Genomic DNA, 21,723 nt, shown 5'->3' with positions numbered 1-21,723 from the left:
TAAATGAAGTACGAAAACAAAAAAGCTAAATTTTTGCATGGTACAAGGAGTTCTAACATAATGTAAGATGTACAGTTGAAGCCATTACATCAATGGAATTCAATTATCCATAATTATGAAATATGTGTAAAGATAAATGTTGTTAAAATTCTGATAATTTTATATAATATTCGTAAGCGGATACATTTTTTAATGAATGTTGAGTTTATCGCTCGTACGACTATTAAGAAACCCGTTATCCTTGTATAAGAAAGGAAGATAGCTGTGTATGCTTCAAATACAATTTATGTCGTAGGGGATGCGAAAGCGCCTCAAAATAATCCCATTACGGAAAAGTTTAAAAGCTATTTTGTAGCTTTTGTACTTGTGAAGGAGACAGGGGAAATTGTAGATGCAGATTGCTCAGCGACAATTGCATTAACATCTCAATTCGTTAAATATTTATTTCTACATAAAAATATTAATGATCCAGCGCTAGTAACAGAAATAAAAGATCGTTATTTCGGTTCATCTCAAAAGGCATTATTAGTAGCGCTAAAAGATGCGAAAAAAAAATATAATCAGATTGCTGCTTTGTCTACTCAATCATAGACAAAATCCAGCCGTAAGGAAGTTCTTGCGGCTGGATTTTTTTATTGGACAACGAAAGGATGAGCGAAATGAAAATTACGGATATAAAGGTGAAGCGTCGTTGTGTAAAGCTTCATACTCCATTTAAAACCGCACTTCGTACCGTAACTGAAATTGAAAGTATTGATGTGTTTATTCATACAGATGAAGGAATTGTTGGAAAAGGAGCTGCGGCCGCAACACCGGTTATTACGGGAGATTTCGCTAGTGGGATTGAGGAAGCTATATTAGGGCCGCTGCGTTCATGCTTAATTGGTCAAGATATAATTCAATTTCAGCAGTTATTACAGCATATCCAAATGAGTTGTATAGGAAATGCAAGTGCGAAAGCGGCGGTTGATATCGCTTTATATGATGTGTATTGCCAATATCAAAACGTCCCACTTTACGCATTATTAGGCGGTAAGAAAGAAATCTATACAGATATTACAGTAAGTGTAGATGATCCTATTATTATGGCAAAAGAGGCAAAGCAACATATAGAAAAAGGATTTCAAACTTTAAAAATTAAAGTTGGTAAATCTGTGCATTTAGATTTAGAGCGTATTGAGGCGATTCGAAATAGCGTACCAAAAAATACAACGTTACGATTAGATGCAAACCAAGGATGGAATCCAAAAGAAGCGGTTTCTATTGTTAAAGAGATGGAAAATCGTAATTTAAATATAGAATTCATTGAACAACCAGTTCACGCGAAAGATTTGGATGGATTAAAGTACGTAAAAGAAAATGTACAAACGCCTATTATGGCTGATGAAAGTATATTTTCAGCAAGTGACGCATTAAAACTCGTGCAAGGAAGCTATGCGGACTTAATCAATATTAAATTAATGAAATGCGGTGGTATACGTGAAGCGTGGCGTATTGCAGATATTGCAGAAGCGGCAGGTGTGAAATGTATGGTTGGCAGCATGATGGAATCTTCACTTTCCGTTAGTGCTGTAGCACACTTAGCTGCTGCACATCCAAATATTTATTATTTCGATCTTGATGCACCGCTATGGTTAATGGAAGAACCGGAAGGAATGACTTACTCCGGCTCAAAGGTAAACCTTCATTCTAAAGTGAATATGTAATCTTAGAAGAAATGACTAGTAACTTACCTTTTAAGGAGGATATATATGAAAAAAGTAGGAACTGCATTATTAACAACTCTATTTATATTTTCATCGTTTACATCGGCAAATGCTGAAGAGAAGAAAGATAGCAAAGCGTTTATAGATGTATCTGCCGCAACGTTATGGACTGCACCTGATTCGTTACGGCCAATTGATGCACCGAGTGCAACAAATCCAGTTGATTTATGGAAATGGACGAAATCAATGACGCTCGATGAAAAACTATGGTTAACAAATGCAAATAAATTAGAAACGCAAGCACTACTCGGTCAAGAAGTAACGGTTGTTGATAAGAAAGGTGACTGGGTAAAAGTGTTAGTACACGGACAACCGACACCGCGAAATGAAGAAGGTTATCCGGGATGGATGCCGGAAAAACAATTAACGTATAATCAAGAGTTTGCAGATAAAACAAACGAACCGTTCGTATTAGTAACGAAACCGACCGCAATTTTATATATAAATCCTTCTGAAAAACAAAAAGCACTTGAAGTTAGCTATAATACGCGACTGCCGCTACTAAGTGAAGATAGCATTTCATACCGCGTATTGTTGCCAAATGGACAGAAAGCATGGCTACGAAAAAATGATGGAGCGGTTTACCGTTCTCAAGAGGATATTCCAACACCGACAGCCGATGATTTAATCAACACAGGGAAAATGTTTTTAGGTTTACCATATATATGGGCTGGTACAAGTGGGTTTGGATTTGATTGCTCTGGATTCACACATACGATTTATAAATCGCACGGTATTACAATACCGCGCGATTCTGGACCGCAATCAAGAGCGGGGGTTGCCGTTGATAAAGAAAACTTACAAAAAGGGGACTTAATCTTCTTTGCGCATGATCAAGGGAAAGGTAGTGTCCATCACGTTGGGATGTATATTGGTGATGGTAATATGATTCACTCACCAAGAGCTGAAAGATCAGTTGAAATAATCCCGTTAAATACACCAGGATATATAGAAGAATACGCTGGTGCTCGCCGTTACTTACCGTAAAAAATAGAGGGGGTTTGGAAATGAAAAAGGTAGTTCGCTACTCGTTAGTTAGTACTCTATTAGTTTCTTCATTTTTAGTTGGTTGCGCAAAAGAAAAAACAGTTACAAAGCCGAAAGATGAGAAAAAAGTATTGCAGCTACTAGAAACGGGTGAAATTCCATCATTAAATTCAGGGAAAGTAACAGATGCGATATCATTTAACGTTTTGAATAACGTAATGGAAGGGCTATTCCGATTATCGAAAAATGATGAAGTAATTGAAGCTGGAGCGCAAAAATATGAGGTTAGTAAGGATGGAAAGACTTATACATTTCATTTACGTGATGCGAAATGGTCTAACGGAGATTCAGTAACGGCTCACGATTACGTATATGCTTGGAAGCAGCTTATTAATCTAGATACAGCTTCTCAATATGCATATATTGCGTATGATGTGAAAAATGCGGAGAAAATAAATAAGAAACAACTAGGATTAGATGAATTAGGAGTAAAAGCAAAGGATGATAAAACATTTGTCGTAGAGCTGGAACATCCTGTACCGTATTTTACGAAACTACTCATTTTGCCATCTTTCTATCCGATTAATGAAAAATATGCGAAAGAGCAAGGTGATAAATACGGATTAGAAGCAAATAAAACGGTATATAATGGACCGTTTACATTATCAGAATGGAAACATGAAGCTAGCTTTACAATAAAGAAAAATGATAAGTATTGGGATAAACAAGAAGTGAAGTTAGATGAAGTAAACTATCAAATTGTTAAAGAAATTTCAACTGCGGTAAATTTATATGAAACAGATAAGGTTGATAGAGCGGTCATTTCTACAGAATTTGTAGATAAATATAAAACGAATAAGGAACTGAAACAATATACAGATCCAGTCATGTATTTCTTCCGTTTCAATGAAAATGTACCGATTCTTAAAAATAAAAATGCGCGTCTGGCACTAAGTACAGTGTTTGATAAGAAGGGCCTTGCGACTTCATTTTTAAATGATGGTTCTGTTGCTGCAAACTACTATGTACCAAAAGGGTTTTTAAAAGGGCCAGATAAGAAAGACTTTAGAAGTACAGCGGGCGAATTTAATAAGACAGACGTAAAACTGGCAAAAGAATATTGGGAAAAGGCAAAGCAAGAAACAGGAACGAATGCAGTAACGCTTGAGTTATTAAACTATGACTTAGAAAACTTTAAAAAAGTAGGCGAATATATTAAAGAACAGCTTGAGAAAAACTTATCTGGCTTAAAAGTAAATGTGAAATTACAACCACATACGCAAAAACTAGCGTTAGAGAAGAAAAAAGAATATGAAATGTCGTTGTCGCGCTGGTTACCTGATTATCCAGATCCGATGACTTACTTAGAAGTATTCCTTTCAGGAAGTACTGTAAATAATACAGGGTATGCAAATCCAGAATATGATGCGTTAATTAAGAAGATAAAAACTGAATTAGGTAACGATGAAAAAGCACGTTGGAAAGCACTGCAAGATACTGAAAAAATGCTTCTGGATGATGCAGTAATTGCACCGGTATTCCAGCGCGGTCTATCTTACTTACAAAAACCATATGTGAAAGACTTATATGTGCATCAATTCGGTCCAGCTACAAGCTTAAAATGGGCAGAGGTACAAAAATAAAGTGATGAAGAAACAGACTTCACGTATGTGGTGGTCTGTTTTTTTCTTATGTAATACATAATCGGATGAATTATAGACATTTCATTTGTTTTTTCGACGTTTAAAAATAAAATTATTACTAAAATTCCAGTGTGAAATTTATGTAGAATCTTGTATAATTAACGTGTTTCTATGGAAACATTTGCTTGCGCTATTTGTATAGGACTTAATAGAACAAGGAAGGAAATACATACATGTATATAATAGATAAATAGAATGGAACATGTATAGAGAAAAAGGAGAGAAAAGATGACGTGTCAAAAACAAGGGTTACAATTTAATAGTAATGGAATGAGGAATATTTAATGAAGATGAAGCATGCTTTCGGACCAATTATTTTAGCCTGTGTACTTTTTTTCATTGTATTGCTTATTCCGTCTAAAAGTTTAGTATCGCTAATTAGTGATAAAAAGATAGAAGATGCGGCAACGTCCTTACAAAAAGAAAAACTACAAAGTGTTTTCTTACAACAGAAAATGTTAGAGAATTCGCAGTATTTACCGATGTACGGTTCATCTGAATTTTTACGAATGGATGCATACCATCCATCTAACTATTTCAAAGTAAATCCAGCAGGTTTTACACCATTTTTAATTGGAACTGGCGGTACGCAAAGTTTAGCTCATATTTTAAATATGACGTCTACAATGGATGATTTGGAAGGTGAAAAAGTCGTCTTTGTTCTTTCGCCACAATGGTTTACAAAAACGGGTGTATCACAAGGAGATTTTACTAATAATTTCTCCAAACAACAAGCATATCATTTTATTTTTAATGATGACATTAAACCTGAAATGAAGAAGCAGATCGCGAAACGACTATTAGATTATAAAGTTGTGCAAAAAGATGATATATTAAAAAATTCATTAGAAGGTATTGTTTATAATGATACGAAACATAACATAAAAGCAGGTCTAGCCAAACCACTTGCTTATATGTACCGAAACATTTTAGATCATAGAGATTTATTTAATTCTTTATTTAAGATTGAACCGATGAAAGAGAAAACAAATATGGGACTACGTTCAATTTCTTGGGAGAATGCACGTAAACATGCGGAACAAGAAGGGCAAGCGGAGTCTACTACAAATACATTTGGAATTGAAAACCCGTATTACTATAAACATAATTTAAAGAAAAAATTAAAAGGCCTAAAAAATTTTAGAGCAAATGAATCGTATGATGAATCACTAGAATATGATGACTTACAAATTGTTTTAGATCTTTTCAAAGAAAAAAATGTTAAGCCACTCTTTATCTCTGTACCTGTAAATGGACCTTGGTATGATTACGCTGGTTTCCCGAAAGAACGCCGTGAAGTGTATTATACAAAGGTTAGAGAGCAAGTTGAGAAAGCAGGGTATCCAGTAGTCGATTTCTCTAGCCATGAATATGATAAGTATTTCTTAAAAGATACGATTCATCTAGGCTGGAAAGGCTGGATCTATTTTGATGAAGCTGTGCAGAAGTTTTATTCTGAGAAATAACAACTAAGAAACAGGAACGGCTATGAGCTGTTCCTGTTTCTTAATAAAGAGGATTTTGATGTGGGCAATTCGGAAATGCGTGTATATCTTGAATTTGTCTGAAATCATAATGTTTCATCGCGAACTGAGATTGGTAAAGGTATTCATACACATATAATTGGCCATCATGTGCTGAACATAATACCCCAGTAGTTCCTTGCCCATTCATGAAGGAAATGCCGATAGGGCGTCCAATTAAGTATGGTATTTTTTGTTGCCAGTGCATTGGGGGAGTCACTCCTTTTTGGGATAATATACGAAAGGAATGCCTAAATTGTTGCTTATCCATGTAAATATGGGGGCTTTTCATACAATTTCTAGAAGGTGTTATTAGGAGTGGGTTATAAATGGCGGAAAGGAATGAAAAATGAAGAAAGAAAATATTATGGATGAAAAGTTAAGTTTAATAGAATGATGTTAAGCATTGAAAGAGGGATGTGATTTCACATTTTATCGTTCGAGACGAGTTTGTAATGAAATATCGAATTTCTTATTTTCTAAGTACTCAATCTGTACCTAATGTTTCGATAGATGTAGAGCAAATGAATAAGGGTGCAAAAAGATATGCGAGATCATGTATTTCAAAAGAAGAACAATTAGATCAATTTAGTGTTACTCATAAACAATTAGTGGAGCAAATTGAGCGGATTCCCACCCGATATTTTTATAATGACTACTAATTTGATACAAAAAAAGTAAGATTAATTAATTACTTTTCATTACTCATTCAGCATGACTTGAAGCATAAAGAGGAAATAATACAATTTTTAATACATAGTCGAGCCTATAATAAAAACCGCTATAATTCTGAATGAATTTTTAGCGGTTTTTTTATTATCTTAAGCAAGTTTTTTACGTTTTTTTGTCCACTTTTTTATTACGAAATATAAAAGAATAAGTACGACGCCACCGATAGCGAATGATTTCACATACGGTCCAGCAATATCATTAATATTCTCCCAGTTTTCACCTAGTTTTTTACCTAAATAAATAAAAATAATAGACCAAGGGATGATTGCAAGTGCCGTTAACGTAGTGAAACGTAGTAATGGCATTTTTGTAATACCAGCAGGGATTGAAATCGCATGACGCACTACCGGAATGAAGCGAGCTGTGAAAATTACGCCAGTTCCGTAACGATTAAACCAATCTTCGGCAGCATCGATTTGTTTTTTATGAATGAAAATATATTTTCCGTAACGTTCTAATATAGGGCGTCCACCGTATCGTCCAATCCAATAAATAAAGATTTGAGCAATAACGCCGCCAATAGTACCAAATACAACTGCGCCTATAAATGAGATGCTACCATTGAATACTAAGTATCCTGCATAAGCGAGAACAATTTCGCTTGGAATAATCTCGATCATAAGTCCAAGCATAATGCCCCAATAACCTAATCCTTCAAAAAACGTTAATACTGAGTGAATAAAACTACTTAACATTGTTGCACCTTCTAATGTATGGATTTTTGAATATACGCCCTTTTACTTAATGATATAAAAGGTTCACTATGTGTAGATTATACCTTATTTATATAGGGGATTGCTATTTCAATTCTTTTATGTCTCGTATAAGTATTATAGTAAAGGATATAAGCCAAATTTTCATGCGGAAATAATGAAAAGTTCATTAAAAATTTCTCATATATTAATGAAAATAGACTGAAAATTAAGTATAATAATATAGGTTTTAATTTACAAAATAGGAGGAGAATGTATGCATGTTGCAGATCCAATTTATGGCCCAATCTCTATTCATGATATAGATATCCTTCAATTGATAGATACAAAAGCATTTCAAAGGTTGGCCTATATTAAACAACAAGGACATACTTATTTTTTACATGAGAACGCAATACATACGAGGGAAGAACATTCGATAGGTGTATATGTACTAGTAAATAAAGTGATTGAACACCTTACTGAGATTGGTGATATACATTTATCGAAATATGAACGAAAGCTAGTATCTACTGTAGCTCTTCTACATGATGTTGGACATGGTCCGTATTCACATTGTTTTCAGCAAATATCAGGTGAAGATCATGGTGAGTGGACGATACGAATCATTCAGGAGGATGAAAAAATACGCGCGATTTTAAACCAAACTCCTGGATTATTAGATGATGTAATGAAAGCTTTAACAGAAGATGGAGTTTTTCCAATTATAGATGAACTATTATTTAATTCATTAGGAATGGATCAATTAGATTTTTGGAATAGAGATTTATATTATTCCTCGCTTGAATTCGAGTGCTTGCGAATAGAAGGATTGATTGCTAATATGCGTTTTATTAACGGTAAACTGGTTATTGCAGAACAAGGAATCCCGTACATTGAACAACTAATGAAAATGAAAAAAGGGCTTTACAATAATGGCTTTGGCCATCCGTTTGTAGTAGGGAAAGACTTATTGTTGCAATCCATTTTTCAAAAGATAAAGGAGAAAAATCTTTCGTTCCATACTCCTGAGATACAAAATTTCTTTTATAAAAGAAAGCAGATAGAGATAGAGGACTTTCTTCCGTTACAAGATGAAATGATTATAAATGAAATAAAGTGCTTTGCAAAATCAGATGACATAGAAATAGCAGAATTAATCCATCTTTACTTCTCAGCAACTAAAAGTTTGTCATTTGAAAAAGGAATAGAGGGCGATTATAAAAAGGAAAATAGCACCGCAGTGGTAATAACTGAGAAAAAGGCTTACAGTTCATACGTAGGTGGTATTTATGTTTATAGTGAGGGGCAGCTAGATGACATTTTAGAAAAATCGAATTTCATTCAAGAGATAGTAAAATTGCCTAAAAAAGAATATGCGTATTTTTTTTAATTAGGTGTAGTAATTTGAAATGTAGATGAGGTGAAAATATGGATTGGCATGAACGTTTATTACAAATAGATGATTTATCAATTATATTAGAATGGTATAACAATGAGGAATTACAAAATATAGCAGATGTGAAATCATTTAAGCGATATACAATTGAAGAGCTTCGGCAGTATTGGACTGAAAAATTGTCGCGGTCTTATGCGAGCTATCATGTAATAGTAGTAGAAGATGAAGTAATAGGGAGAGTCGGATTAAAAAAGAAGAAATATGAAGATGCGTACATGATGGAATACTCTATCCTCATTGGTGTTTCGAATTTATATTCAAAAGGGCTTGGAACAGAGATTACAAAGTATTTTATTAGTAAATCATTTTTAGATCCTGATATAGAAGCTGTTGTATTACAAGTTAGGGAAGATAATAAGAGGGCCATTCGTTGTTATGAGAAAGCTGGATTTAAAAAAGAAAAATCGTATATAGAGAATCAAGTGAAAGTGTATGATATGCACAGAGTTAAGAAAGGAGAAACAATATAGAAAAATACACGCAGTTAATTCGGAATATAATGTTAATTTAGGGGGATGAAATACATGAAACATAAAATTGCTGTACTGGCAGATGTACATGGAAATGCAACTGCTTTAAAAGCAGTTATCGAAGATTCTTTGAAAGAAGGTGTGACTGATTATTGGTTTTTAGGAGATTTAATTATGCCTGGTCCTGGATCGAATGATTTATTTGAAATGTTAGATAGTGTTAACGTTGATACTTATGTACAAGGAAACTGGGAAGATAGCTTTCTTGACGTTCTTAATAAAAACATTGATATTGATAACGCAACCGATATTTATGTTTCTAGATTAGTTCAGTATCAATGTGAAAACTTGGATAAAAACTATATTAATCATATTAAAAATTTACCATTACATATAACAAAACAGGTTAATGATTTATCAATAAGTATTAGTCATAATCTACAAAATAAAAATTACGGAGGGGATTTATGGCCCACTAATAATCAAGAACAGTTTGATCGGTTATTTGATTGTGATTATGATATTGCGATATAGTAGCAATGATCAATTAATTATTAACCCAGGAACAGTTGGACAACCTTTTTACAAGTGGAATAAGCTAAACTCTGACTTACGTGCTCAGTATGCAATTCTTGAAATTGATGAGGCAGGGATTACTGACGTGAGGTTTAAAAAGGTTTTTTACGATGTAGAAAAGGAATATAAAAATGCCACTAATAAAAATCTTCCTTATATTGATTTATACCGTGAGCTGCTAGAGACAGGAAAAACTCATACGCATGATATTGAATTATTACAAGAAATTAATGATAAATATAATTATAAAAATGAAGTAATTAAGTTTATCGAGAAAATCTGATAGGAATTTAATAGAAAGAAATGAACATTGTTGAATGTTAGGTTAGTAATGATTTTTACATAATCAAGAGCTATTGTAGAACGAAACTTAAATGTAAAATGATTTGTGTAGTTTATATTGATTGAAAACAAGCATCCCCCTGTCATATACGTAGGACAGGGGGGTGCTTGTTTTTTACTGTTTCACATCTAAGTTTTGTAAAAATAACGTTGCTGTTACGTAACGTTTCGCTAACATTTGTACATATGCGGTATGTACAGAAAGGGTCGCAATAATAATAGCGTTACGAATTGCTTCGCGTTGTTCGTTATTAATTTGATCGAACTTGCTTGCGATTTTATCAGCTTTTTCTTTTACGATATTTTCAATTGTATGAACGGTATCTGTTGCATTTAATTGTAAGCAATTCCCTTGATTGAGTTCTTCAAATAGAGAAGAGTATGCTACATATAAATGAACAGGATTGATTAAATCATCACTTCGATCGGCTGGGTCATTTACAATAAGGCGTAATAGCTTACGAATGGATTCAAAATCAAGTGCTGTTTTTAAATCTTCGACAATAAATAGTAAGGCTGCTTGTTCAATTGAATATTTTTTCCCTTTTTGAGGAGAGCCAATCATTTCTTTTATATCTCGTTTCACCCAGTTTTGCATAGCAGTTACAGAGAAACTTGTGTTTTCAATCTGATTGCCAAGCGCAACTATTTCATTTAAAGAAAAACCGACATCAGTATCGTCAATTTTAATCAGCTTTTCAAAAATAGGTGAAAGTGCGGTAGTAATAAAAGCTGTAACGCTTTGTCCGCTTTCAATATCTTTTTTATGTGACTTTGCCCAAGCTTCTTGTAAAATACCGAGAGGCTTTTTCGTATTCCATCCTCTTAGTGATAGAAGAAGGGTAGCCATTTCGTTTCGTGTGAGATGAAATGTTTCCATCTTTTCACCTCCAAAATAATAAAAAGTTCTTATGAACTTATAATATGTTTTGTTTCATTTAAAGTCAATTCTGTTTTGCTTAATTTTTCCTTTGTGACCAAACTGTTGAAAGTAAATAATACTTGCATATTTCGACAAAAGTTCATATAATAAGTTCATAAGAACCTTTAAAATGTTCTTAAAAACAAATCTATCATTCTAAATTTACAAGAAAGATAGATTTCACATATATCTATATAAAAGGAGAATGGATATAATATGTTGAAAAAACTTGTAGCAGTAATGACAGCATTCATGGTTATCTTTGGAGCTAGTAGCTTCATGTTTGTAGATCACGCAGCAGCGAAGAGTTACAAATCTGGTAAAAAATCATTTACACCAAGTTCAGGTCAAAAGTCAAAAGTTGATTTAAACAAAAAAGACTCAAACGTGAATTCTCAAAAAACGAATCCAGATTCAAAAACAAAAGCAGCAAACACAGCGCCAAAAAGTAATAAAGGAAGCTTTATGAAAGGTTTATTACTAGGTGGTCTTGGTGGTTTACTAATGGGTAGCTTATTTGCAAATATGGGAGCTCTTGGTTCTGTATTAGCGTTTATGGTAAATATGTTAGTAATGGCTGGTATCGTAATGTTAGCAGTTCGTGCATTTAAATACTTCAAAGATCAACGTAAGAAAAAGGCAGATGAAGTAGCATGGAAACAATAAAAATTTCTGAGCAAGAGCTTATAAATGCGCTTTGCGTATATATCGCTGAAAAAAGACAAGTGGGTCCAGAAGAAGTATTAGTTGAACTAATGTATGATGATGAGTATGGTTTCTCTGCTGAAGTAGAGGTAAATGGTCGTCAACAAATTTTAATTCAAGCGAACTTAATCGAGGCACTACGCTTATTACTTGACAGAGAATACAATGTCAATTCATTCGCAGCAAGATTACAACTTGAATTAGATGATGAAGAAGGCATTTATGCATTAGCGAAATTTAATAACTCGGATGAGTAGTGAAAAGAGCTGTTGAGAGTAATCTCAGCAGCTCTTTTTAGTATGTGCATATGTGGTGGAATAATCACGCCAAATTTCATTCATCTTTCGTCTACCAGCATCAATCATTGGATTAAACTGAATCGCAGCATGATGGCGTACGGTGTGAACATGTTGGATTGCTTGTTGTAAGTGTTGTTCAACTGAATTTGATTTTATATTAGCTTGTTTTACGATTGAATATCCAGCGACACTCCCTTGCGCCATCGCGATTTTCCCACTTTCAATCCCAGTAATATTTCCGGCTACAAATAAACCTGGAAGAGAGGTTTCCATTGTTTCGGAATGGAGAGGGACGTGTCCACCTAATTCTTTGATGTAATGGAAAGGGCATCCAGCTACAGCAGCAAGCTCAGCAAGCGGATATAAACCTCCAGCGATACAAACGAAATCTGCCTCATATATCTTCTCTGATCCATTCATAATGTTTCCTTTAGAATCAATAGTAGCAACACGAACACCTTCAACTTGATCTGTTCCAATAATTTCAAGTGCAGCTTTCCGAAGATGAAGTGGTGTCCCGTTTATTTTCATTCCGTTATTTGGATAGAAGGTTAATCCGGCTTTTCGAATCCAATCATATTTCATAAAACGGCTACCTATACGCAAAAAAGCAGAAGGAGCGAGATGAGCTGCATTTAAAAGGGAGTTCAAAACTTCTTCTGGTTCACCCGCTTTTTGGCTTAACTCACTTTTTTCAGGTAGTACGATATGATCCACTTTAATTCCAGCTAATTGCAATTCATTTAAAATGGCGAATGATAAAATGTTAGCACCAATAATGATTCCTTTTTTTCCGACTTGCACGCGATGAACATTTGTCATAACTTGAGCCGCTCCAATTGACATAACTCCTGGAAGTGTCCAGCCAGGAAGGGGGATAGAATACTCCGCAGCGCCAGTAGCAATTAATACGAACGGAGCTTCTAACATACCGATATTTGTATGTACGAACCAAGAACTATCATCTTTATCTAAATTATAGACGGAAACACCGCACCGAATATCGACTGACAGTGATTCGGCTTCTTCGTAAAGACGTTTTGCTTCTTCAATTCCGTTCCACCATTCTCCAGTAGGCTCTTGATGTAACTGTCCTAACAATCTCCCGCCAGGTTTCATAAATTCATCAATAACAAGTACGTTAAGTCCAAAACGTGCACAAGAGATGGAAGCTGATAATCCTGCCGGCCCTGCACCAATAATAATTACATCGATCATCGCTTTTTCACCATCTCTCTCACGATATTTGGATGCTGTTTTCCGCTTTCAACAATCATATCGTTTTCTACAACTGTTAAGCATGCGCGTACATTCGTTTGATTATTTACTGTCACACGGCATTCTGAACAATGACCGATATTACAATAAATACCTCGCGGGTTCCCGCTATCTTCATGTACGCGTAGCGTTCGTATTCCATTTGCTAGCAGGGCAGCAGCAATTGTTTCATGCCCATATGCTTCATATTGTTGCCCGTTAAATTGAAAAGTGATGCGCTGACTATTATGTAAACTACCTAAAATAGGGTGATGTGTAATTCTACTCATTTATTATCACCTACTGCTCCAAAGGTAACAGCACGTATTGGTGGTTGATATTTTAACGGTATTTCATTAGGAGTTACGTCAGGATTTGCACTTTCAATCATTCGATCTAACATCATTCTACATGTGCGGCCACCGCAAAATCCCATACCGGCACGTGTTCTTAGTTTTAATTCTCTTGCCGAGCATTTATATTCAGCAATTGTCGATTGAAGTTGTCCGTATGTAATCTCTTCACAACGACAAACAATTAAGTTCTCTTTATTCGTCATATGTATTCCTCCTCTAGTTCGGTTTGCACAAATTATAATGCAAAAACTATGCCAATATAGAGGAGTTAAGAATTATCCCGCATTAACGGGCAGTAAGACCCCACCGCAAAATCCAGCGAAAGTAAAGAAGTTAGGAGGGGGATCAACTGCCCGTAAAAGCCTGATTGGTGAGGGCTGATAATCAAGTGGGGATGAACAAAACCCCCACTGATTAAAGTTTCACTTTATTGTAACCCAAGTTTTTTTAAACGATTATATAAAGTGGCTCGCGTTACCCCAAGTTTTTTCGCACATTCTAATTTATTCCCCTTTAAAATGTGTAAAGCTCTTTCAATTACTTTTTTCTCATGCTCAACCATCTCTTCTTGTAAAGAAAGAATCGTATGATTATTGCTGAGTAATAGGGAATGAGACGTATGATTGTCTATAGTATCATTTGTATGAAATGGTAAATATTCTTGTTTTATAATACCGTCTGTCGCAAATACGACGAGTCTCTCAACTACATTTCGAAGTTCACGAATATTACCAGGCCAATCGTAATGAAGTAGTTCATGCATAATGCTTGAAGGTAAGTCACGAATAGGTCTGTTATAGTTAATCGAAAAATCGTTTAAGAAAGAGTATGTTAATTCAATAATATCTTCTCGTCTTTCTCGCAGCGGTGGAATCTGTAAGCTAACTACATTTAAACGATAGTATAAATCTTCTCGGAAAGTTCCTTTTCGCATTTCTTCTTGTAAATCACGATTTGTAGCAGCGATAATACGGAAATCAATATTTATTTCTTTCTCTCCACCAACTCGATAATACTTTCTTTCTTGCAATACACGTAAAAGTTTCACTTGCATATCGAGAGGCATTTCACCTATTTCATCAAGGAACAAAGTACCACCTTGAGCGAGCTCTATTTTACCTTTTTTTCCTTTACTATTCGCTCCAGAAAACGCCCCACGTTCATATCCGAATAATTCACTTTCAAATAAAGCTTCTGGAATTGCGCCGCAGTTAATTGAAACGAAAGGCGCCTTTGCTGCCTCACTTGCTTCATGTATTGCTTTCGCAAATACTTCTTTTCCGACACCGCTTTCGCCGAGTATTAAAACGGTTGATTTCACTGAACAGACCTTTCTAGCTAATTGAATAGTCCTTTGTATAACAGGGCTTTTTCCATTCATCGCGAGGAAAGGATCGGATGTATCTTTATATTTTGCTACTTCTTGCTCTAATCGGTGCATTTCATGTGACATATTAAATAGTTTTTCATTCAATACAACTTGATTTGTCACATCTGTTTCTGAAACGACTGCTCCTATAATTTCATCGTTACAGTAAACGGGGTTTGAATTTATTAATACGAACAAATCAGGACGAGGCTGATGGAATTGAGCGATTATACTTTTTCCGTCATGCAATGATTGCAAGATTTCCAAGTCTTTATAATCAAAAAAACGAGTAATTGGTTGTCCAATAATTTCATTATGATTAACCGAAAAGATTTTTTCAGCACCATCTGTCCACGTACGGACACATTCTTTTTCATCAATGACTGTAACAGAAGAATCAGTCGTTTGAATTACAGTGTTATAAAAAGATTGTAGCTCAGTGTAAGACTTATAAAGAAACGGAATCATTTGCTGAGCCGTTATACAACATATTGGCTCTTCGTTTTTGTTAATGATGACAACGGCTAATGCATGTGAAAGTGCATCAATTAAAGTAGTGAACGAGTCGTCCTCATATATATAGCCGCAACTATATTCTTCTGTAGTAGAAGGGAGGTAATAAAATGTCCCATCTACTGTGTTAATGTGTTTCATGCTACTTGTACAATCGATAGACAAAATTTTCATAAACTCTTTGATTGTTGGAAATGAAAATGTCATAGCGTCCTCCTGATATGTATAAAAATTTAGACAGTGATAAAAAAATAATACACCTATTTACGATAAATTTAAAATATTTTTACAAATAAAAATATTATTTATAAAAAGTGTATATATGTAGAGTTGGCACGTCAATTGCATAAAAGAAAATGAGAGATGTAAGTGAAAGGAGGGGTGTTTTGTGAGGCACTGTGACGTTTTAATAATAGGTGGTGGAATTATAGGATGTTCTATTGCATATTACACTTCAAAATACGGAAGAGACGTAACAATCATTGAAAAAGGTGAGTTTGTCAGTGGGACGTCTTCACGATGTGACGGAAACATTTTGGCGATTGATAAAGACCCAGGGTTTGATAGTCAAATGTCATTAGTAAGTCAAAAATTAGTAACAGATTTAAGTGAGGAGTTGGAGCACTCATTTGAATATAGGGCGCCAGGAAGTATTCTAGTCTGTGAATCAGACGAAGAGATGGAGGCAGCGCAGCAATGGGTGAATCGTCAAAAAGATGCTGGGTTACCGTTTCGAATGCTTGATAGGCAAGACATAAGAGAGGAATCACCATTTTTTGCGGATGATTTATTGGGTGGTTTAGAATGCGCAACTGATTCTACTGTAAATCCATATCTCCTTGCATTTTCACTTCTAGCAGAGTCGAAAAAAATGGGTGCGAAAGCGATTAATCATACAGAAGTAAAAGAAATGAAAAGAGATATAGACGGCTCCTTTATTGTAGAAACGACAAATGGGACGTTTACTGCGAAGCAAATTGTGAACGCAGCCGGTGTGTGGGCTCCTAAAATCGGGCAGATGTTAGATGTAAATATTCCAATCGAACCGAGAAAAGGGCATATTATTGTAGCCTCAAGGCAACAACATGTAGGTTGCCGTAAAGTAATGGAATTTGGTTATTTAATTTCTAAATTTGGCGGAAAACGAAAAGTGGATGCTTTAACTGAAAAATACGGGGTAGCTCTTGTATTTGAACCGACAGAAAGCCAAAATTTTTTAATTGGTAGTAGTCGAGAGTTTGTAGGATTTCATACGAGAATTAACAACGAGGTTATTAAATGCATTGCGAACAGAGCAATTCGTTTTTATCCGAAAATGGCAGATATGATGGTGATTCGTTCATATGCCGGCTTACGTCCGTGGATAGAAGATCATTTGCCAATTATTTCACGAGTGGATCATATTCCAAATTATTATATTGCAGCTGGACATGAAGGTGATGGAATTAGTCTTGCGGCAGTTACTGGGAAAGTGATTGAAGAGTTATTAAATGAAAAAGAAACAATTATTCCTATTGAACCACTTCGTTTGAGTCGTTTTACAGAAAGGGTGTTAAACGGATGAGGTCACAAAAAGTCTTTACGACGATTGATACACATACGGGCGGGAATCCAACGAGGACATTAATTAGCGGCCTTCCTAAGCTAATTGGAGAGACGATGGCAGAGAAGATGTTACATATGAAAAAGGAATATGACTGGATTCGCAAATTGTTAATGAATGAGCCGCGTGGTCATGATGTAATGTCTGGAGCATTGTTAACAGATCCATGTCATCCTGAAGCTGATATAGGCGTTATATACATAGAGACAGGTGGATATTTACCGATGTGTGGTCACGATACAATTGGTGTGTGTACAGCTTTAATTGAATCAGGTTTAATTCCAATAGTTGAACCGATTACTTCTTTAAAGCTTGATACACCAGCCGGCTTAGTTGAAGTGGATATTACTGTTCAAAATGGAAAGGCGAAAGAAGTTTCATTCTGTAACATACCAGCTTTTTTACTGAAAAATATTACTGTACAAGTCGAAGGAATTGGAACTGTAGAGGCTGATATTGCGTATGGAGGAAATTTTTATGCCATTATCGATGCGAAGTCAGTTGGTTTAGAGTTAGTACCAGAAAATGCATCCATAATTATTGATAAGGCGATTCATATTCGAAACTCAATAAATGAGAAGTTTGAAATTATTCATCCAGAGTATTCGTTTATAAAAGGATTAACACATGTTGAATTTTATACAGATCCTACTCATAAAAGTGCGCATGTGAAAAATACAGTTGTTGTTCCGCCAGGAGGAATTGATCGATCTCCATGTGGTACAGGAACATCAGCGAAGTTAGCTGTATTATACGCTCATAAAAAAATCGACATCGATGAAGAATTTGTTCATGAGAGTATTGTAGGTTCACTATTTAAAGGGTGTGTCATGAATACAACATATGTAGAAAATATTGAAGCGGTAGTAACAAAGATTACCGGCTCAGCTTGGCTTATGGGGATGCATAGATTTTTCTACAATGAAAAGGATTCACTGAAAGAAGGCTTTTTGCTAATTCCGCCGATGGAACATGAAACGGAGGATGTAAAATGAACATTCAAAAAATGTATACAGCAGTAGATGTGCACGTAGCTGGCGAAGCGTTTCGTGTAATAAAGGACGTACCATGCAAATACTACTACAGTTTAGAACATTTAAATGAACAATTTTCAGGCGAATTAGCAGAAGAAATGCAGCTTTTATTAAATGAACCACGTGGTTTTATTGGGTTAAATGGATGTATTGTCGTTCCTTCTATTCATAAGGAAGTTGATGCAGCTGTGTTATTTTTTAATCATGAAGGAACCATTCCTCTTCATTATGGAGGTATTGTCGCAGTAATAACGATGTTACTAGAAAGTGGATATTTAAAAAAGAAAGAGTCTAATCAATACAAAATTGAAACGCTATCTGGAATATTTTCAGTTCATGCCTATGTAGTGGATGATGAAGTGATATCGGTGTCGTTTGAAAGTAAACTATGTTATATGGTTGAGAAAGATTTGAAGATTGGTAATATACGTTACTCTCTTATACAGGCTGATAAAGTATATGCAATTGTAGAAAAGGATACGTATCCACCAAAAATTTGTATTGAAAATATCTCTGAATTAAAGAAATGGGGAGAAGCTACACTTCAAGCGATACAAAAACAGTCGCTTATAAAAAGACTTATTTTAGTAGATTCTTCGCAAACAGAAGAGAAACATATAAAGTCGATTACATTTCATGAAGATAACTTTATTGTCCGTTCTCCGGGCTTTGTTTCTACTATTGTGTCCTATGTACATGCGTTATTTAATAATGAGTATATAACGGATAAACCTTTTAAAAATGAAAGCATATTTAATAGCTTTATAACAGTAGAAAAAGTGAAGAAAGAAGAACTAGGATATATTTTCCGTTTTGAGAGTAGAGGTTTTATTACAGGGATGCAGACGTTTCTATTAGACCCTACTGATCCATTTCCAACAGGTTTTTTATTAAAATAAAATGTTAAAGGGAGAGATAAATATGCAAAAAATTAAAGGAGCATTTCCAGTATTAATAACACCAATGGATGAATTTCAAGAGATTGATTGGAAAGGTGTAAAACAAAACGTAAACTACTTTATTGAGCAAAAGGTAGCTGGAATTATTATTAATGGAAGTACAGGGGAGTTTGTTAGTTTATCAAAAGAAGAACGATTTAACATGGTAGAAACAGTATTAAAAGAAGTCGATGGCCGTATTCCAGTCATTGTTGGAACTGCAGCAGAAACGACGAAAGAAACGATTGAATATACGAAACATGCAGAAGCACACGGAGCGGATTGCGCATTAATTATAAACTCTTACTATTGTAAACCAAAGGAAGAGGAAATTTATTTTCATTTTAAAGAAATCTCACACGCTGTAAATATACCAATTATGTTATACAATAATCCATTTACTTCTGGTGTTGATATGAGTACAGAGCTAATGCTTCGAATTGGAAAAGAGTGTGAAAATGTTACACATATTAAAGAGTCTAGTGGAGATATTCGTAAAGCAAGAGATTTAGTAAGACAAGGCGAAGGTGCTTTTCAAGTTTTCTGCGGATCTGAAGATTTAGTTATGGAGTCTTATTTAGTTGGTGCCTCGGGATGGGTTTCAGTTGCAGGAAATATCGTACCAGGACTCGTTACGAAAATGTATGAGCATTTTCAAAATGGTGAATTAGAAAAAGCATGGGAGATAAACGATGCGATTTTACCGCTTTGTGAATTTCTTGAAGGATCAGGGAAATATGTACAAATTGTTAAACGGTCAATGGAATTACACGGGCAAGTTGGAGGACCTTCTCGTTATCCGAGATTAGGATTAACTGAAGTAGAAGATCAAAAGCTTCAAACGATATTATCCGAAATCGCAGCTCATGCAGCTGTTTAAATAGGGAGGCGTGTATATATGTTAACGACAAACATTGAGCTAAAATCAAAAGTGAAAGCGTTTTTAAATGAAGAAATTAAAATGTTTATTAATGGTGAATTTGTTCCTTCTATTAGCGGGAAGACGTTTGAAACATATAATCCAGCAACAGAGGATGTTCTAGCTGTCGTATGTGAAGCACAAGAAGAAGATATTGATGTCGCAGTAAAAGCTGCGAGATTGGCCTTTGAATCAGGCCCTTGGACAGAAATGACTACTGCTGAAAGAGCACATCTTATATATAAACTAGCGGATTTAATTGAAGAACATAAAGAAGAATTAGCACAGCTAGAAGCATTAGATAATGGAAAACCATATCAAGTAGCACTTGAAGATGATATTGCAGCGACGGTTGAAAACTACCGTTATTATGCAGGTTGGGCTACAAAAATTATCGGACAAACAATTCCGATTTCAAAAGATTACTTAAATTACACACGCCATGAACCAGTTGGTGTTGTAGGTCAAATTATTCCGTGGAATTTTCCGCTCGTTATGTCTTCTTGGAAAATGGGAGCTGCACTTGCAACTGGTTGTACGATTGTATTAAAACCTGCAGAACAAACACCTTTATCGTTGCTATATACAGCAAAACTTTTTAAAGAAGCTGGTTTTCCAAACGGTGTTGTAAACTTTGTACCAGGTTTCGGCCCTGAAGCAGGAGCTGCGATAGTAAATCATCATGATATTAATAAAGTTGCTTTTACAGGATCTACTGTTACGGGAAAATATATTATGCGTCAATCTGCAGAAACAATTAAACATGTAACGTTAGAGCTTGGTGGTAAGTCACCAAATATCATTTTAGAAGATGCTGATTTAGAAGAAGCGATTAATGGTGCATTCCAAGGGATTATGTATAATCATGGCCAAAATTGTAGTGCGGGATCCCGCGTATTCGTTCATCGGAAGCATTATGAAACGGTAGTAGAAGAGTTAGTAAAAAGGGCAAATAATATTAAACTTGGAGCTGGGATGGAAACTGATACAGAAATGGGGCCACTCGTATCTAAAAAACAACAAGAGCGTGTGCTGCATTATATTGAACAAGGAAAGAAGGAAGGTGCTACTGTTGCAGCTGGTGGTGAACGTGCATTTGAAAAAGGCTATTTTGTTCAGCCAACCGTATTCACAAATGTTACTGATGATATGACAATTGTTAAGGAAGAAATCTTTGGACCGGTTGTCGTTGTACTTCCATTCGATTCAACAGAAGAGGTAATCGAAAGGGCAAATCACTCTTCATATGGACTTGCAGCAGGCGTATGGACACAAAATATTAAAACAGGACATCAAGTTGCCAATAAATTAAAGGCAGGAACAGTATGGATTAATGATTATAACTTAGAAAATGCAGCTGCACCATTTGGTGGATATAAGCAATCTGGTATTGGGCGCGAACTAGGTTCCTATGCGCTTGATAATTATACAGAAGTGAAGAGTGTTTGGGTTAATATTAAGTGAAAAACTAGTTTGTGAGAGTCTTGCAGACGATTAATAGTGAGATAAAAGAATGATAAAATAGTATGAGAAGCGGACAACTGGAATGTGGGATAAA

General features: G+C 35.1%; 22 protein-coding genes and 1 pseudogene. 16 read left to right on the top strand and 7 right to left on the bottom strand.

Annotated elements, in window-relative coordinates:
- Positions 1-264 precede the first annotated feature (264 nt).
- The 5 genes from F0362_RS14065 (at position 265) to dltD (ending at position 5,922) form a co-directional block, all read left to right on the top strand.
- On the top strand, positions 265-591 hold the full coding sequence (locus F0362_RS14065; RefSeq protein ID WP_000271325.1) for a DUF3870 domain-containing protein: 327 nt from the start codon (positions 265-267) through the stop codon (positions 589-591).
- 68 nt (positions 592-659) lie between these two features.
- A complete protein-coding gene (locus tag F0362_RS14060; RefSeq protein WP_000704541.1) occupies positions 660-1,706 on the top strand; it encodes a dipeptide epimerase in 1,047 nt (348 codons plus the stop codon).
- A gap of 45 nt (positions 1,707-1,751) precedes the next feature.
- Positions 1,752-2,753, top strand: coding sequence for a C40 family peptidase (locus tag F0362_RS14055; RefSeq protein WP_000755463.1), 1,002 nt, complete (start codon positions 1,752-1,754; stop codon positions 2,751-2,753).
- Positions 2,754-2,773: 20 nt separating this feature from the next.
- Positions 2,774-4,396 carry a peptide ABC transporter substrate-binding protein gene (locus F0362_RS14050; RefSeq protein WP_149889836.1) on the top strand — a complete coding sequence of 541 codons (1,623 nt, stop codon included), beginning with the start codon at positions 2,774-2,776 and terminating at the stop codon, positions 4,394-4,396.
- A 344-nt stretch (positions 4,397-4,740) separates the two neighbouring features.
- Complete coding sequence (dltD, locus tag F0362_RS14045; protein ID WP_149889835.1) at positions 4,741-5,922, top strand: D-alanyl-lipoteichoic acid biosynthesis protein DltD; 1,182 nt, start codon at positions 4,741-4,743, stop codon at positions 5,920-5,922.
- Positions 5,923-5,962: 40 nt separating this feature from the next.
- On the opposite strand, the gene F0362_RS14040 is transcribed toward dltD, so the two are convergent.
- Complete coding sequence (locus F0362_RS14040) at positions 5,963-6,187, bottom strand: hypothetical protein (protein WP_000558696.1); 225 nt, start codon at positions 6,185-6,187, stop codon at positions 5,963-5,965.
- Positions 6,188-6,434: 247 nt separating this feature from the next.
- Here F0362_RS14040 and F0362_RS14035 point away from each other — a divergent pair, with 247 nt between their 5' ends.
- Positions 6,435-6,641 carry a hypothetical protein gene (locus F0362_RS14035; RefSeq protein ID WP_002093687.1) on the top strand — a complete coding sequence of 69 codons (207 nt, stop codon included), beginning with the start codon at positions 6,435-6,437 and terminating at the stop codon, positions 6,639-6,641.
- A gap of 159 nt (positions 6,642-6,800) precedes the next feature.
- Here F0362_RS14035 and F0362_RS14030 read toward each other — a convergent pair whose 3' ends face one another.
- Positions 6,801-7,406 (bottom strand): undecaprenyl phosphate transporter UptA, encoded by a 606-nt coding sequence (locus F0362_RS14030; RefSeq protein ID WP_000952909.1) that lies wholly within the window; start codon positions 7,404-7,406, stop codon positions 6,801-6,803.
- A gap of 274 nt (positions 7,407-7,680) precedes the next feature.
- On the opposite strand from F0362_RS14030, the gene F0362_RS14025 reads away from it, so the two are divergent.
- The 3 genes and pseudogenes from F0362_RS14025 to F0362_RS14015 all read left to right on the top strand — a co-directional run bounded on the left by F0362_RS14025 (position 7,681) and on the right by F0362_RS14015 (position 10,191).
- A complete protein-coding gene (locus F0362_RS14025; protein WP_000557836.1) occupies positions 7,681-8,796 on the top strand; it encodes an HD domain-containing protein in 1,116 nt (371 codons plus the stop codon).
- A gap of 38 nt (positions 8,797-8,834) precedes the next feature.
- Positions 8,835-9,332, top strand: a complete 498-nt coding sequence (locus tag F0362_RS14020) for a GNAT family N-acetyltransferase (protein WP_000383784.1) — start codon at positions 8,835-8,837, stop codon at positions 9,330-9,332.
- Positions 9,333-9,386: 54 nt separating this feature from the next.
- Positions 9,387-10,191, top strand: a pseudogene (locus F0362_RS14015) (metallophosphoesterase).
- A gap of 174 nt (positions 10,192-10,365) precedes the next feature.
- Here F0362_RS14015 and F0362_RS14010 read toward each other — a convergent pair.
- Complete coding sequence (locus F0362_RS14010) at positions 10,366-11,130, bottom strand: DUF1836 domain-containing protein (RefSeq protein ID WP_000447232.1); 765 nt, start codon at positions 11,128-11,130, stop codon at positions 10,366-10,368.
- 258 nt (positions 11,131-11,388) lie between these two features.
- On the opposite strand from F0362_RS14010, the gene F0362_RS14005 reads away from it, so the two are divergent.
- Positions 11,389-11,838: a hypothetical protein gene (locus F0362_RS14005; protein WP_000914475.1), complete on the top strand. Its 450-nt coding sequence runs from the start codon at positions 11,389-11,391 to the stop codon at positions 11,836-11,838.
- Positions 11,826-12,134, top strand: coding sequence for a YxcD family protein (locus F0362_RS14000; RefSeq protein WP_000447764.1), 309 nt, complete (start codon positions 11,826-11,828; stop codon positions 12,132-12,134). Before F0362_RS14005 ends, F0362_RS14000 begins: the two co-directional genes overlap by 13 nt.
- A gap of 24 nt (positions 12,135-12,158) precedes the next feature.
- Here F0362_RS14000 and F0362_RS13995 read toward each other — a convergent pair whose 3' ends face one another.
- The 4 genes from F0362_RS13995 to F0362_RS13980 form a co-directional block, all read right to left on the bottom strand.
- A complete protein-coding gene (locus F0362_RS13995; RefSeq protein ID WP_149889834.1) occupies positions 12,159-13,394 on the bottom strand; it encodes an NAD(P)/FAD-dependent oxidoreductase in 1,236 nt (411 codons plus the stop codon).
- A complete protein-coding gene (locus tag F0362_RS13990) occupies positions 13,391-13,723 on the bottom strand; it encodes a (2Fe-2S)-binding protein (RefSeq protein WP_000087054.1) in 333 nt (110 codons plus the stop codon). The genes F0362_RS13995 and F0362_RS13990 overlap by 4 nt, the downstream gene beginning before the upstream one ends.
- The gene (locus tag F0362_RS13985) at positions 13,720-13,992 is read right to left on the bottom strand and encodes a (2Fe-2S)-binding protein (protein ID WP_000182283.1); all 273 of its coding nucleotides are present in this window, start codon (positions 13,990-13,992) and stop codon (positions 13,720-13,722) included. The genes F0362_RS13990 and F0362_RS13985 overlap by 4 nt, the downstream gene beginning before the upstream one ends.
- Positions 13,993-14,216: 224 nt before the next feature.
- A complete protein-coding gene (locus F0362_RS13980; protein WP_149889833.1) occupies positions 14,217-15,878 on the bottom strand; it encodes a sigma-54 interaction domain-containing protein in 1,662 nt (553 codons plus the stop codon).
- Positions 15,879-16,059: 181 nt separating this feature from the next.
- Here F0362_RS13980 and F0362_RS13975 point away from each other — a divergent pair, with 181 nt between their 5' ends.
- From F0362_RS13975 to F0362_RS13955, 5 genes are read left to right on the top strand one after another with little or no spacing between them, the layout of a single operon-like run.
- Positions 16,060-17,235, top strand: a complete 1,176-nt coding sequence (locus F0362_RS13975; RefSeq protein WP_149889832.1) for an NAD(P)/FAD-dependent oxidoreductase — start codon at positions 16,060-16,062, stop codon at positions 17,233-17,235.
- A complete protein-coding gene (locus F0362_RS13970; RefSeq protein WP_001257494.1) occupies positions 17,232-18,269 on the top strand; it encodes a proline racemase family protein in 1,038 nt (345 codons plus the stop codon). The genes F0362_RS13975 and F0362_RS13970 overlap by 4 nt, the downstream gene beginning before the upstream one ends.
- Positions 18,266-19,207 (top strand): proline racemase family protein, encoded by a 942-nt coding sequence (locus F0362_RS13965; RefSeq protein WP_001025531.1) that lies wholly within the window; start codon positions 18,266-18,268, stop codon positions 19,205-19,207. The genes F0362_RS13970 and F0362_RS13965 overlap by 4 nt, the downstream gene beginning before the upstream one ends.
- A 22-nt stretch (positions 19,208-19,229) precedes the next feature.
- Positions 19,230-20,126, top strand: a complete 897-nt coding sequence (gene dapA, locus F0362_RS13960; protein WP_001169442.1) for a 4-hydroxy-tetrahydrodipicolinate synthase — start codon at positions 19,230-19,232, stop codon at positions 20,124-20,126.
- 18 nt (positions 20,127-20,144) lie between these two features.
- Positions 20,145-21,629: an aldehyde dehydrogenase family protein gene (locus F0362_RS13955; protein ID WP_000958339.1), complete on the top strand. Its 1,485-nt coding sequence runs from the start codon at positions 20,145-20,147 to the stop codon at positions 21,627-21,629.
- Positions 21,630-21,723: the final 94 nt, after the last annotated feature.

Source organism: Bacillus sp. BS98 (assembly GCF_008432245.1).
In the GTDB taxonomy this organism is placed as follows: Bacteria; Bacillota; Bacilli; order Bacillales; family Bacillaceae_G; genus Bacillus_A; species Bacillus_A toyonensis.
This window is presented reverse-complemented; position numbering and strand designations above follow the sequence as displayed.

Coding starts and splice junctions, on each gene's coding strand:
- F0362_RS14060 (WP_000704541.1), top strand. CDS start 660: ATGAAAATTACGGATATAAAGGTGAAGCGTCGTTGTGTAAAGCTTCAT.
- F0362_RS14055 (WP_000755463.1), top strand. CDS start 1,752: ATGAAAAAAGTAGGAACTGCATTATTAACAACTCTATTTATATTTTCA.
- F0362_RS14050 (WP_149889836.1), top strand. CDS start 2,774: ATGAAAAAGGTAGTTCGCTACTCGTTAGTTAGTACTCTATTAGTTTCT.
- dltD (WP_149889835.1), top strand. CDS start 4,741: ATGAAGATGAAGCATGCTTTCGGACCAATTATTTTAGCCTGTGTACTT.
- F0362_RS14040 (WP_000558696.1), bottom strand. CDS start 6,187: ATGCACTGGCAACAAAAAATACCATACTTAATTGGACGCCCTATCGGC.
- F0362_RS14035 (WP_002093687.1), top strand. CDS start 6,435: ATGAAATATCGAATTTCTTATTTTCTAAGTACTCAATCTGTACCTAAT.
- F0362_RS14030 (WP_000952909.1), bottom strand. CDS start 7,406: ATGTTAAGTAGTTTTATTCACTCAGTATTAACGTTTTTTGAAGGATTA.
- F0362_RS14025 (WP_000557836.1), top strand. CDS start 7,681: ATGCATGTTGCAGATCCAATTTATGGCCCAATCTCTATTCATGATATA.
- F0362_RS14020 (WP_000383784.1), top strand. CDS start 8,835: ATGGATTGGCATGAACGTTTATTACAAATAGATGATTTATCAATTATA.
- F0362_RS14010 (WP_000447232.1), bottom strand. CDS start 11,130: ATGGAAACATTTCATCTCACACGAAACGAAATGGCTACCCTTCTTCTA.
- F0362_RS14005 (WP_000914475.1), top strand. CDS start 11,389: ATGTTGAAAAAACTTGTAGCAGTAATGACAGCATTCATGGTTATCTTT.
- F0362_RS14000 (WP_000447764.1), top strand. CDS start 11,826: ATGGAAACAATAAAAATTTCTGAGCAAGAGCTTATAAATGCGCTTTGC.
- F0362_RS13995 (WP_149889834.1), bottom strand. CDS start 13,394: ATGATCGATGTAATTATTATTGGTGCAGGGCCGGCAGGATTATCAGCT.
- F0362_RS13990 (WP_000087054.1), bottom strand. CDS start 13,723: ATGAGTAGAATTACACATCACCCTATTTTAGGTAGTTTACATAATAGT.
- F0362_RS13985 (WP_000182283.1), bottom strand. CDS start 13,992: ATGACGAATAAAGAGAACTTAATTGTTTGTCGTTGTGAAGAGATTACA.
- F0362_RS13980 (WP_149889833.1), bottom strand. CDS start 15,878: ATGACATTTTCATTTCCAACAATCAAAGAGTTTATGAAAATTTTGTCT.
- F0362_RS13970 (WP_001257494.1), top strand. CDS start 17,232: ATGAGGTCACAAAAAGTCTTTACGACGATTGATACACATACGGGCGGG.
- F0362_RS13965 (WP_001025531.1), top strand. CDS start 18,266: ATGAACATTCAAAAAATGTATACAGCAGTAGATGTGCACGTAGCTGGC.
- dapA (WP_001169442.1), top strand. CDS start 19,230: ATGCAAAAAATTAAAGGAGCATTTCCAGTATTAATAACACCAATGGAT.
- F0362_RS13955 (WP_000958339.1), top strand. CDS start 20,145: ATGTTAACGACAAACATTGAGCTAAAATCAAAAGTGAAAGCGTTTTTA.